Origin of the sequence: Streptomyces hokutonensis, from assembly GCF_000376565.1 — a bacterium.
GTDB classification, from domain to species: domain Bacteria; phylum Actinomycetota; class Actinomycetes; order Streptomycetales; family Streptomycetaceae; genus Streptomyces; species Streptomyces hokutonensis.
Genome location: NZ_BARG01000013.1, coordinates 1 through 12525 on the forward strand (window position 1 = coordinate 1; position 12525 = coordinate 12525).

The window sequence follows — 12525 nt, forward strand, 5'->3', positions numbered from 1 at the left end:
CCCCGGCACACCGCACCGCACCCCCGACACCCCACCACCCCGCCTGGACACCGAGGCCGCCGAACGGCTCCGCGCGCTCAGCGCGGGCGACGACGGCCTGGAGGTCGAACTCCGCGCCCGCGCCGACCGCTCCGGCATCCGCCTGCACCGGGCCGGCTCCCCACCCCTCGGCTACGACACCGGCGTCGTCCAGCTGCACACCCGGATCACCGCCCGGGGCGAGAGCATCGGCCACATCGGCCACCAGTCCCACGGCCGCTCCGTCCCCGGCCTCCTGAACCGGCTGGCCACCGAGGAACTGCCCGAACTCATCGGCCTGGCCCGCCTGTTGGCCACCAGACCCGTACCACGACTCGCCTACGACGACCTCCTCGTCGACGGCCGGGTCCTGGTCAAGCTGCTCTCGCTGATCGTCCCCGCCTTCCAGCTGGACTCCGTCCTCGAAGGACGCTCCCCGCTCGCCGACCGCACCGGCGAAACGGTCGCCTCACCCGGCGTCGGCCTGGTGGACGACCCGACCGCACCCGACAGCCCGCTCCCCGTCCCCTGGGACGGCGAGGGCACCGCCTGCGGACCCACCGCGCTGATCGAGGACGGCGTCCTGCGCGGCTTCCTCAGCGCCCGCCGGACGGCGGCCGAGGCCGGTACCACCAGCACCGGCTCCGGACAGCGCGGCCCCGGCGGCGAGATGGTCACCGTCCAGCCCGGCTATCTGAGGCTGCGTCACACCACCGACCTCGGCACCGAGTTCCGGCCCGGCCGCACGGTGCTGCACGTGGTGCAGGCCAACGGGGCGCACACCTCCAACCCCATCACCGGCGAGTTCTCCATCGGCGCCAACGCCGTGGTCGTAGGACCGGACGGCGGCCGCGACAACGCGGGCAACATCACCCTCGCCGGCAACGTCTTCGAACTGCTGCGGAACCTCGACGGACACGACGGCCGGATACGGGTCAACCGCGCCCACGACTCCTTCGTCGCCGGCCCGGGGGTATGGACCACCAGCCTCACGACCGGCCGCTAGGCCACGGAGTCCAGATGTCACTGCTGAAGAACCCCGAGTTCCGGCTGTTCTGGGGCGCCCAGACGGTCAGCATGATCGGGACGAACACGAGCAGGACCGCCATCCCGCTGCTCGCCGCCACCACGCTGGCCGCGACCCCGATGCAGATGGGTGTGCTGCAGGCGGCACAGACCTTCGCCTTCCTGCTCGTCGGACTGCCCGCCGGAGTCCTGGTCGACCGGGTGAGGCGACGCCCCGTCCTCATCGTCTGCGACCTGCTGCGGGCCGTCCTGATGATCCTGATCGGCGTCGGCTTCTTCCTGGACCGGATCTCCTTCCCGGTCCTGCTGGCGGGCATGCTGCTGATCGGGTTCGCCACCGTCTTCTTCGAGATCGCCTACCAGTCGTACATCCCGGTCGTGGTGGGCCGCGACCGGCTCGTCGAGGGCAACGCCCGGCTGGAGAGCACCAATTCGGTCTCCCGGACGGTCGGCCCCACCCTCGGCGGCTCCCTCGTGGAACTCGCCGGCGCCACCGCCACCCAGTGCTCCCAGGCCGCCGCGCACCTGCTGTCGGTGTTCCTGCTCTCCCGCATCCGCAGCGTCGAAGCGGTGCCCGAAGGACGCCCCGACCGGCGCATGGGCGCCGAGATCCGGGCCGGTCTGAGCTTCGTGCTGCGCCACCCCGTGTTCCGTGCGATCACCGGCTCGGCGGCCACGTACAACTTCTTCTACGCCATGACCCTGCCGCTGGTGACGCTGCTGCTGGTGGACGAGATCGGTTTCTCGGGCACCCTCGTCGGCGTCCTGATGACCATCGGCGGGGTCGGCGGAGTGCTCGGCGCCGCCCTCTCCGGCCGGCTCGCGCTCCGGCTCGGCCAGGTCCGCGCGATGCGGCTCGGCTACCTCGCGACGGTGCCCACCACCCTGCTGATCCCGTTCGCCGGCGACGGCTGGGCCGCGCTGCTGTTCGCCGGACCCTGGTTCGCCACCGCCTTCGGAATCATCGTCTACAACGTCGGCCAGGCCAGCATCCGCCAGGCGCTGTGCCCGCCCGACCTGCTGGGCCGGATGAACGCCAGCGTGCGCTTCCTCGTCTGGGGAATCCTGCCGCTCGGCTCCCTCGCGGGCGGCGCGCTCGGCGAGTGGGCCGGCGTACGGACCGCACTGTTCGTCGCCGGGGCCGGGATGAGCGCCGGCGGCCTGTGGCTGGTCTGCTCCCGGCTGCGCACGATGCGCGACCTGCCCGCGCCCGAGGACTTCCCCTTGGCGCGCACCGCCCCCCTGAGCAAGTGAATGGAGCAATCATGGCTACCCGTTTCGTGGTCTTCGTCGACTCGCCGTGGACCGGCGCGGGCCAGGACTGTGCCCGCTACCTGCTGGAACAGGGCGTCACCCCGATCATCGTCGCCGCCGACCCGGCCGCACTGCACCCCTCCCTGCTGCACGACTACGCCGAACTCGGCGTGGAGATCCAGGCCTGCGACGTGGACTCCGTCGACGCCGTCGTGGACTTCTGCCGCGAACTCGGCACGCGGGGCGAGGTGATCGGCGTGACCTCCGTGTACGAGTACTACTGCGACACGGGCGCGGAGGCCGCCGCCCGCCTGGGCCTGGCCGGACCGGACCCGGCGGCGGTGGCGATCTGCCGCTCCAAGGCGGCGATGCGCGAGGCCATGGCGGACACCCCGGGCCTCAACCCGCTCTTCCGGGTCGCCGAGACGCCCGCACAGGCCGTGGCCGCCGCCGAGAGCATCGGCTACCCCGTGGTCGTCAAGCCGCTCGACCTGACGGGCAGTCTCTTCGTCCGCCGCTGCGACTCCGCCGACGACGTCGCCGCGATCACCACGCAGGTCATGGAACTGGGCGAGTACCTCGGCCACACGGTGACGCCGAAGGTGGTCGTGGAGGAGTGTGTGCCCGGTGCCGAGTACTCGGCCGAGATCGTGCACGGCAAGGTGCTCGGCCTCACCGAGAAGATCGGCAGCGAGCCGCCGCTGTTCCTGGAGATGGGGCACGTCTTCCCCGCCGCACTGCCGCCCGAGCGCGAACGGCTCCTGGTCGACAAGGCCGAGCAGGCGGTACGCGCGATCGGTGTCACCTGGGGTCCCGCGCACGTGGAACTGAAGCTCACCGCCGACGGAACGGACGCCCGCGTCATCGAGGTCAACGGCCGGATCGCGGGCGACCGCATCCCCGAGGCGGTCCGCATCGCCAGCGGCGTCGACATGTGCCGGCTCCACATGATCGCGCTGCTCGGCGGCACCCCCGACCTGACCCTGCGCTGCGACCGTACGGCCGCGATCCACTTCCTGATGCTGCGGCAAAGCGGCCGTCTCGACGCCATCGAGGGCATCCCGGAGGCCAAGGCGCTCAAGGGAGTCCACGAGGTGCACCTGCGCCCAGGAGTCCAGGCGGGCATCACCTACGAGGCCAACGGCTCCAACCGGGACCGCGCGGCCTGGATCATCGCCGAGGGAGCCGACCGCGACGAGGCCCTCGGGCGGGCACACGCGGCGGGCGACGAACTGACCTTCGCATGGTCCCCGGCCGGCGCGGCGGCCCGGTCCGCATGACACCCGAGCCCGGGCCGGCGGCACCGGTCCCCCCGCGCACGGTGACCGTCCCCTTCGAGGCGGGCGGCACCGGCCCGGCCCCCCTGACCTGGAGTCAGCAGTACTACCTGGCGGAAACGGACGCGGCCCGCCCCCACGGCCGCAGCCTGGCCATCACCCGCCTCTACCCCCTCCGCCCCGGGGTGAGCGAGGAACAGGCGACGAGCGCGGTACGCGATCTCATGGAGCGCTACGAGACCCTGCGCAGCCGGGTGATCCGGTCCAGCCCGCCTGGTCAACAGGTCTACCAGCAGGGCGAGTTGAGGGTGGCCGTGCATGATGTCGCGGCGCCCGGGATCCAGGTCCCGGCCGACGCCGTACTCGCGGATCTCGCCCGCCGCCCCTTCGACGTCACCGAGGAATGGCCGGTGCGGGCCGCGCTGGTCGGGGTCGGTGGGCGGCCCCGTTTTCTCGCGCTGGCCTTCAGCCATGTCGCCGTGGACGCCTACGCGTTGCTGCCGGTCGGCGCGTTTCTGGTGGAGCGGTGCGCGCGGGCGGACCCGGTCGCGCGCACCCTGCCCGGGGCCGGTGCCAAAGGGTCGCAGCCGCGCGAACTGGCCGAGGCCGAGGCGTCCGAGGCGGGAGACCGCGCCGCCCGCCGGGCACTGCTCCACGCCGAGCGGGTGCTGCGGCGCATGCCCGCGACCTCCGTCCGCGGCGGCCGCCCGCGCACCGGTGAGCGGTTCCGCTTCCTGCGCCGGAGATCCGCCGCACTCGACCTCGCCGTGGGCGCGCTGGCGGCCCGCACCGGAGAGAGCGCCGCCGCCGTACTCGCCGCGGCCGTCCTGGCACTCGACGCCGCGGACACCGGTGAGCGGTACGCCGCCGTCCAGTTGATCTCCGCGAACCGGCTGCGCCCGGAGACCGTGGACGCGGTCGTCCCCTGCTCCCAGCCGGTGCTGTGCTGCGCCGACACCGAGGACGCCTCCTTCTCGGAGCTGGTGCGCCGTACCGCCGCCGCCTCCCTGCGCGCCTATGCGGCCGGCCCCTGCCCGCCCGCCGCCCTGGCGGAACTGCGCGCCGCGGTGGAGCGGGAGCGGGGCGTACGGCTGGACGGCGTCCCCACCCTCAACTACCGCCCCCGGGCCACCGCGTTGCCCGTCCGGGAGACCGACGCCGAAGAGCTGCGCCGGGCCGCGGCCGACACCGAGACCGAGTGGATGGACAGCGCCATGCTCTGGCGGTCCGCCCACTACCTCAGCGTCGACGCAGACGGCACCGGCGTCCGGCTGCTCCTGCAGATCGACACGGAGATCCGGTCCCCGGGATGGGCCGAACGCCGGCTGGCCGACCTGGAAGCCCTGCTGTGCGCCGCCGCGACGGACACGCGAATGACACGAATCCGGAGAGCCCGATGACAGACCCGCGACAGCAGCAGACCGTCCTCCTGATCGGCGCCGGCGTCATGGCCGAGGGCTATCTGCGCGCGGCCCAGAAGGCGGGCCTGCGTGTGGGCGTCGTCGAGACACCCGCCCGGTACGCGGCCCTCACGGGGCGGTTCCCGTGCGTCGTGGACTTCGAACCGGTACCGGAGGTGATCGCGACCCGGGACGAGAGCTGGCTCTCCCCGGCCATGACCCTGGCCGGCCGGCTCGCCCCGGACGCGGTGTGGGCGTTCGCGGAGGCCCATGTCATGGCCGCCGCCATGGTCCAGCACCGCCTGGGGCTGCCGGGCCCCGGTCTCGACGCCGCGACCGTCTCCCGCAACAAGGCGCTCCAGCGCGCCGAGTTCCACCGTGCGGGCCTGCCGCAGCCCGCCCACCGGCACACGCCACGCCTGTCGGACCAGCGGGAGTGGGCCCTCGCCCGGCTGCCCGTCGTGGTGAAACCCGTGTCGCTGCAGGGCAGCCAGGGCGTGGAGCGGATCGCGAGCCCGGACGAGTGGGACGACGCGGTGGCCCGGCGGGACGACGAGGGGCCACTGCTGGTCGAGGAGTACGTGGCGGGCCAGGAGTACAGCGTGGAGGCGCTGGTGCACCGGGGCCGGGTCCTGTTCACCAACCTGACCCGCAAGGAGACCACCGGCCCGCCGTACTTCGTCGAGCTGTTCCACGAAGCCGGCCACGGCGCCGACCGCCCGCTGCTGCGCAAGGCCGCGGACGACCTGTGCGCGGGTGTCGTGACCGCGCTGAACTTCGGCACCGGCATCGTCCACCTGGAGTTCCGGGCGCGCGCCGACCACGATCCGGTGATCATGGAGGTGGCCGTCCGCACCCCGGGCGACCACATCCTCGAACTCGTCGCCCGCGCCCACGACTTCGACGTCTTCGCCGCCTGTCTGCAGCTCGCCCTCGGCGAGGTGCCGGACACTCCCACGGCCCCGGTGCGCGCCGCCGGCAGCCTCTTCCTGTCCGCACCGGAACCGGGACGGCTGACCGGGCTGGACCTCGCCGCCTGGGCGGCCAGGCCCGAGGTCGTCGCACACGACGCCCGCCTCGCCCCCGGCGCTCCGGTGCGCCCCGCGCAGAACTCGGGCGACCGCCTCGCCTGGGCGGTGCTCACCCGCCCGACGGGGCCGGAACTGCGCCTGCTGGCGGAGCGGTTGGTCACCGAGGCCGTGGTGGAGATCGAGGCGGGTGCGGTGGGGACCGGAGCGGCCGACGCGGCAGGCCCCCTCAACACCCCTGTCCCAGTGAGGAGTTCCATGTCCAAGCAGCGTGTGCTGATCGTCGGCGGACGGATCGAGAACGTCCGCAAAGCCAAGGAGCAGGGACACGAGGTCGTCTTCCTGCAGCGCCCCGAACTGTTCCGCGCGGAGCACGCCGAGCTGGTGGACGCCGCCCTGCTGGTCGACTACCGGGACTGGGACACGCTCGCGCCCCTGATCACCGCGGCCCACCAGGTGTACGGCTTCACGGCCGCCGTGACGACGAGCGAGGCCGGGGTCGAGCCCGCCGCCCGCATCAACGACCTGCTCGGGCTCGGCGGTGTCTCCCACGAGGTGGCCCTGCTGCTGCGGGACAAACTCCTGATGCGCCGTCATCTCGCCGCCGCGGCACCGGAGATCACCGTCGCGGCCGAGGAACTCGACGGCCGGGAGAGCCTCGACCGGTTCGCGGCGGCCCACGGGTACCCGTTCATCGTGAAGCCGGTGGACGGCATCGCCAGCCTCGGCCTCCAACTGGTCAGGTCCGGGGCGGAACTCGACGACGTCTGGGAGACCACCCGTGAACTGCGCGGGGTGGAGCACCAGTTCGCCTCGGCCTTCCCCATCGAGCGGTTCGTCATGGAGGAGTACGTCGACGGGCCGGAGTTCAGCGTCGAGGCGTTCACCTTCGCGGGCCGGCACGTGATCGTGGCGATCACCGAGAAGCTGACCTCCGACAACTTCGTGGAACTCGGCCATGTCGTCCCCGCCCGGCTGGATCCGGACTCGGCCCGCGCGGTCGAGCGCTGTGTGCACACCTTCCTGGACGCGATCGGGCTCCAGGAGGGCCCGAGCCACACGGAGGTACGGCTCTCGGACCGGGGACCCCGGGTGATCGAGTCGCACAACCGGCCGGGCGGCGACCGCATCCGGGACCTGGTGGAGGCGGCCTACGGCTTCGACATCGAGCGCTACACCGTCGCCTGGGCCGGCGGCACACTCCCCGAGCTGAACTCCCGGCCCCCACTGCGGCAGGCCGCGGCGACCCGCTTCCTGAGCGCGGAGCCGGGCACGGTGACGGCGGTGGAGGGAGCGGCGACGGCCACCGAGCACCCGGACGTGCTGACCGTCGCCCTCGACATCGCGGTCGGCGACACGGTACGACCACTGCGCTCCAGCTGGGACCGCATCGGCCAGGTGGTCGCCGTGGGCCCGGACGCGGACGCGGCACTCGCCCTGTGCGAGAAGACGGCCACGACAGTCGTGGTCCGCACGGAGGCACCGACCGATGCCCCCGAGTGACCGGGGGCGCGCCCCGCGACAACCGGGTTCGGTGGAGCGGGGTCCTGAGGTTGTGGCTGACTCCGGTGGTGATGGCGGGGCCCGTGGTGTGTCGGGGTCGGGTTCGGTGGAGCGGGGCCCTGAGGTTGTGGCGGACTCCGGCCGTGGCGGCCGGGCTCGTCCCGCATCGCGACCGGGTCAGGCGGAGCGGAGTTCGGAGGTTGTGGCGGATCCCGGCTCCAGTGACCGCGCTCGTCCCGTATCGCGGTCGGGTTCGGTGGAGCGGGGCCCTGAGGTTGTGGCGGATCCCGGCCGTGGTGGGCGGGCCCGTCCCGTGTCGGGGTCGGGTTCGGTGGAGCGAGGTTCTGAGGTTGTGGCGGATCCCGGCCGTGGTGGGCGGGCTCGTCCCGTATCGCGACCGGATCCGGCGGAGCGGAGTCCTGAGGCTCAGGTGGATCCCGGCCGCAGTGGCCGGGCCCGTCCCGTATCGCGACCGGATCCGGACGAGCGGGGGCCCGGCGCCCCGGTGGACCCCGGCCATGTCGAGATCACGTCCGAGGAGGAGCTGCGCGCTCTGGTCGGCGAGGCGAACCCGGTTGTCTACGGCAAGGCGAGCGCGCTGCTGGGCGAGTTCGAGCGGGCGTGGATCCGGCACACTCCGCTGGTGCTGATCGCGACGGCGGCGCTGGACGGCACCTGTGACGTGTCGCCGAAGGGCGATCCGGCGGGCTTCGTGCGGGTCCTCGACGATACGACGCTGGCGGTGCCGGACCGGCCGGGCAACCGGCGGCTCGACAGTTGGCTCAACGTCCTGCAGAACCCGCACGTCGGGATGATCTTCGTGATTCCGGGGCGGGGCGACACCCTGCGGGTCAACGGGCGGGCGCGGCTGGTTCGTTCGCCGGAACTGCTGGACTCGATGGTGGTCAAGGGCAATCGGCCGAAACTGGCGCTTCTGGTGGACGTCGAGGAGGCCTATTTCCACTGTGCGAAGTCGTTCATGCGGGCAGGTGTCTGGGACCCCGGGTCGTGGACACCGGACGCGGCGCCGTCCAGGGCGCGCATCGCCAAGCGCACGGAGTGGAAGGACGTACCGCTTGACGTGCTCGAAGAGCGTTACGGGGCCGCCTACGAGCGCCGCCTGTACCCGTGACCGGCGGGCCGAACGCACCGGTGAGGAACACATGGATGCCAGGGGGTGTCAACACGATGACGAGGTGAACAATCGGTAATTGCCAACCTTTGGCAAGCCTTGCCAAACCGGAAGGCCGGAGGTTAGCTTGAGGGAATCAGGCGGGCCGCACGGGGGAGATGGCCACCTCTGGAGTGCGCCTTGTCCGCGGTCAAAGGTGATCGCGCCCATCCACTCGACCTGGAAACAAGGCAAAGGATCGATCATCGTGAAGGTTCTCATCGGCGGACTGGCCGCCCTGGCGCTAGCCCTGTCCCTGGCTGCGGGACACGCACCGACCCAGTCCTCCGAGCGGGCGCAGGTGAGCGCCCAATCCGCGCCGGCCACCGATCTCATCGACTGGCCCTGACGCGTCAAGATTCAGAAAAAAGCGACCTTGCCAAATGTAGACAAGGTTTGCCATACTCCTGGACAGGGGGAGTCGCTGAGGCGACTCCCCCTTGAGTGCCTTCTAGGGCCGTGGGCGCCTGTGCGGGGCGCCGCTGGCTTGACGTGATCATCACCCTCAAGGACGGATCTCACTCATGCTGGAGCAGCCGAGTTTCGGCCGACGCCTGCGTCAGTTGCGACTGCAGCAGGGCAAGTCGCAGTCGGAGCTGACCGGACCCGGAATGTCGGCCGCCTACCTGTCCCGGCTCGAATCCGGGGCACGCCCCCCGACCGACCGTGCGGTGGCCTACCTGTCCGAGCAACTGGCCGTGCCCGTCGAGAGCTTCGCCCAGTACTCCGAGAACGATCTCGCCGACCTGGTCATGACCCTCTCCTCCCGCCCGCAGGGCGAGCGGGACGGTGAGATCCGGGACCTGCTCAACGACGCGCTCAGCACCGCCATCGACGTCGACGCCACCACGCGCTGGGAGGCCCTCGACCTCTTCGCCCGCCAGCACTCGGCACTCGGCGAGTTCCAGGAGGAGCGCACCGTCCTGGAGAACCTGGACGTGATGAGCCGCGAACTGAACCGCCCGGCCCTGCACGTCTACATCCTCCAGCGCATCGCCCGATGTTGTCGCAACCTCGGCGACATGGAGGGCGCCCGACGCTCGGCCCAGGAAGCGCTGGAGCTCACGCGGCGGCACCAACTGCGCGTACTGACCGCGGACCTGGTCCGCGCCAAGCTCCTGCTCATCTCCGCCGAGGCGGAACTCGGCAACCTCGCGGAAGCGGCCGCACTCAGCACCGAGGTGTGCGAGAGCCTGCCGCACGGCGAGGGCGCACTCGCCGCCGAGGCCTACTGGACGGCGTCCACCGTCCGGGCCAGGCAGGGCAACTTCAGCCAGGCCTTCGAGTTCATCGAGCGGGCGCTCGCGGCGCTGGACAGCCGCGAGGAACTCACCCTCTGGATGCGCCTCAGGCTGGCCGCGGCGAGCCTGTCGCTCCAGGCCCTGCCGCCCCGCCTCGACCGGGCCGAGGCCCTGCTCACCGAGGCGGAGCCCGCGCTCAAGCTCGCCGGCCCGCCCAGGAACGTACAGGAACTACTCCTCCTCAAGGCTCAACTCGCCTACCGGCAAGGCGACTTGGAGCGTGCCGCCGAGCTCGTCGCGGCTGCCGAGAACGATGTGCACCTGCTGACCTACCGGGACCAGATCCGCTTCCGGCTGCTGCGCGAGATGCTCGCCACCCGCGGCGGCGACCTCGGCGCGGACCTCCGGCTGCGCGAACTGGCCGCCCAGGTCCAGGCCGCGCGGATGCCCGACCTCAGCGCGGAGGTGTGGCGCGCCATCGCCGAGAGCGCCCCGCCCCCACCGTCGGCCCCCGCCGACCGCCCGCTCTCCCTGCACTGACATCCCTGGCAGTGCCTTCGATATAATCTGCCCAGTTCACTCTTTCGGGTCGACACCTCCGGTCATCAACCGGACCGGGTGTCGACCCTTCTTCATGTTCCACGCCGGCTCCGCCACCGGCACCTCAGCAGCACACTCCCCCCGCAGCACCCCGCACCGACGGGCCACCGTGCCCGCCGGTCCTTCGTCATGGAGTTCGACAGATGACAGACACCACCCTGCCCATGCCTCAACTCCCGCCCCTCCGGCGGAACTCGGGGTTCCGGAACTTCTGGCTCTCCCGTGCCGTGTCCGGGCTCGGCTCCGCCGTCACCACCGTCGCGCTGCCCGTCCTGGTCTTCCAGCAGAGCCGGTCGCCGCTGCTGGTCTCCTTGGTCGCGGCGGCCGGGACGCTGCCCTACCTCGCGTTCGGTCTGCTCGCGGGCGCGGTCGCCGACCGCGTCGACCGGCGCACCCTGATGATCGTGACCGACTGCCTCAGCGCCCTCTGCCTGGGCTCGCTCCCACTCGCCCAGGCCCTGCACGCGCTCACGGTCGGACACGTCGTCGTGGTCGCGTTCGTCTCCTCCACCCTCTCCCTCTTCTTCGACGCGGGCGGCTACGGCTTCGTCCCCGCCCTCGTCGGCAAGGACAGGCTCCCCGACGCCAACAGCGCGCTCTACGGCGCCGAGACCGTCGTCCGCATCATCGGCAACGGCGTCGCGGGCGTCCTCATAGCCCTCGTCCACCCCGTGGGCACGCTCACCCTCGACGCCGTGAGCTTCGCCGGCTCCGCGCTGTTCCTTCGGGCTGTCGCCAACGGCCCTTCCCGCGTCGTCAGTTCGGGTCCCCGAACGAGCTTCCTCCGGGCCGTCGCCAACGCCCTTTCTCGCGCTGCCAGTTCGGGCCGGCGAACGGCCTTCCGTCGGACCGCTGCCAACGCCCCCGCCCACGCCACCACCAACACCCCCGCCCCCAGTTCCGTTCCACGACCTGGTTTCCGGGAGTCTGTCCGCGAAGGCCTGCGCTTTCTGGCCGGGCATCCGACGCTGCGGGTCATGACCGTGGTCGGCACCCTCCAGTCGTTCTCCGGCGGAGCCATCGTCGGCCAACTCGTCGTCTTCGCCGACCGCGTCCTCGGCATCCACGGCTCCGACGGCCGTATCGGACTGCTCTACATGGCGTGGAGCGCCGGCGGCATCGGCGGCTCCCTGCTGCTGCCCCGACTGCGGCGCCGCTACGACGCCTTCCCGCTGCTGCAACTGGTGCTGCCGGTCGGTGCGTTGCTCGGACTCGTGGTCGTACTCAGCGCCGACTGGCGGATCGCCCTGGTCGCGCTGGCGGCCTGGGGAACCGCCTATCTGGTCGTCCTGGTGAACACGATGACCTACTCCCAGGAGGTGACCCCGGCCGAACTCCAGGGCCGCGTCAACACCACCCGCCGGATGCTCTCCTCCGGCCTGGGCGTCCCGCTCGGCGCCCTGGCCGCGAGCGCCGTCACGCTCTCCGCCGGCATCCGGGCCGGCATGGCCACCGCGGTCGCCTCGATCACCCTGGCCGCGATCGTTGTGTGGGTGGTACGGCTGCGCGGTCTGCCGGGAACGGCTGGCGGGGCGTAGGTGTCAGGGGTGTTTGCCTGGGCTGGGGCGGCGACAGTGGTACGGCTGCGCCGGCTGCCGGATCCCGCTGCCGGGGTGCAGCCGTCGGGCGGGTTCTCTCGCGGGCCGGGGCAGCGACAGCGGGTACGGCTGCGTCGGCCGACGGATCCCGCTGCCGGGGCGTAGCCGTTCGGGCGGGTTCATTCCTGGGCCGCGTCGGCAATAGGGGTACGGCTGCGCTGGCTGTCGGATCCCGCCGCCGGGGCGTAGGCGTCACGGGGGTGCTTGCCTGGGCTGGGGCGGCGACAGTGGTACGGCTGCGTCGGCTGCCGGATCCCGCTGCCGGGGTGCAGCCGTCGGGCGGGTTCTCTCGCGGGCCGGGGCAGCGACAGCGGGTACGGCCGCGCTGGCCGCCGAATCCCGCCGCCGGGGTGTAGCCGTGGGACGGGTTCTCTCCTGGGCCGTGGGCGGCAACAGCTGTACGGCCGGG

Annotated in this window: 9 protein-coding genes; all 9 read left to right on the forward strand. The window is 72.1% G+C overall.

The window, feature by feature from the left end:
- Positions 1-1024, forward strand: a 1024-nt coding sequence (locus SSP08S_RS58100; protein ID WP_019066504.1) for a metallopeptidase TldD-related protein, incomplete at its 5' end; no start/stop codon positions are given.
- Between the two features lie 14 nt (positions 1025-1038).
- Positions 1039-2298, forward strand: a complete 1260-nt coding sequence (locus tag SSP08S_RS05165; protein ID WP_019066505.1) for an MFS transporter — start codon at positions 1039-1041, stop codon at positions 2296-2298.
- Between the two features lie 11 nt (positions 2299-2309).
- Positions 2310-3578: an ATP-grasp domain-containing protein gene (locus SSP08S_RS54805; RefSeq protein WP_019066506.1), complete on the forward strand. Its 1269-nt coding sequence runs from the start codon at positions 2310-2312 to the stop codon at positions 3576-3578.
- Positions 3575-4975: a condensation domain-containing protein gene (locus tag SSP08S_RS58105; RefSeq protein ID WP_158697131.1), complete on the forward strand. Its 1401-nt coding sequence runs from the start codon at positions 3575-3577 to the stop codon at positions 4973-4975. Before SSP08S_RS54805 ends, SSP08S_RS58105 begins: the two co-directional genes overlap by 4 nt.
- Entirely contained in the window at positions 4972-7506 is a 2535-nt protein-coding gene (locus tag SSP08S_RS59045; protein ID WP_019066508.1) for an ATP-grasp domain-containing protein, read from the forward strand. Before SSP08S_RS58105 ends, SSP08S_RS59045 begins: the two co-directional genes overlap by 4 nt.
- A gap of 505 nt (positions 7507-8011) precedes the next feature.
- Positions 8012-8638, forward strand: coding sequence for an MSMEG_1061 family FMN-dependent PPOX-type flavoprotein (locus tag SSP08S_RS63215; RefSeq protein WP_019066509.1), 627 nt, complete (start codon positions 8012-8014; stop codon positions 8636-8638).
- A 247-nt stretch (positions 8639-8885) separates the two neighbouring features.
- Positions 8886-9026 carry a hypothetical protein gene (locus tag SSP08S_RS05195; RefSeq protein WP_158697132.1) on the forward strand — a complete coding sequence of 47 codons (141 nt, stop codon included), beginning with the start codon at positions 8886-8888 and terminating at the stop codon, positions 9024-9026.
- Positions 9027-9201: 175 nt separating this feature from the next.
- Complete coding sequence (locus SSP08S_RS05200) at positions 9202-10458, forward strand: helix-turn-helix domain-containing protein (RefSeq protein WP_019066511.1); 1257 nt, start codon at positions 9202-9204, stop codon at positions 10456-10458.
- 203 nt (positions 10459-10661) lie between these two features.
- Positions 10662-12056 carry an MFS transporter gene (locus SSP08S_RS05205; protein WP_019066512.1) on the forward strand — a complete coding sequence of 465 codons (1395 nt, stop codon included), beginning with the start codon at positions 10662-10664 and terminating at the stop codon, positions 12054-12056.
- Positions 12057-12525 lie beyond the last annotated feature (469 nt).

Excerpts from the sequence above, each read along its gene's own strand:
- SSP08S_RS05165 (WP_019066505.1), top strand. The coding sequence starts at position 1,039 with ATGTCACTGCTGAAGAACCCCGAGTTCCGGCTGTTCTGGGGCGCCCAG.
- SSP08S_RS54805 (WP_019066506.1), top strand. The coding sequence starts at position 2,310 with ATGGCTACCCGTTTCGTGGTCTTCGTCGACTCGCCGTGGACCGGCGCG.
- SSP08S_RS58105 (WP_158697131.1), top strand. The coding sequence starts at position 3,575 with ATGACACCCGAGCCCGGGCCGGCGGCACCGGTCCCCCCGCGCACGGTG.
- SSP08S_RS59045 (WP_019066508.1), top strand. The coding sequence starts at position 4,972 with ATGACAGACCCGCGACAGCAGCAGACCGTCCTCCTGATCGGCGCCGGC.
- SSP08S_RS05200 (WP_019066511.1), top strand. The coding sequence starts at position 9,202 with ATGCTGGAGCAGCCGAGTTTCGGCCGACGCCTGCGTCAGTTGCGACTG.
- SSP08S_RS05205 (WP_019066512.1), top strand. The coding sequence starts at position 10,662 with ATGACAGACACCACCCTGCCCATGCCTCAACTCCCGCCCCTCCGGCGG.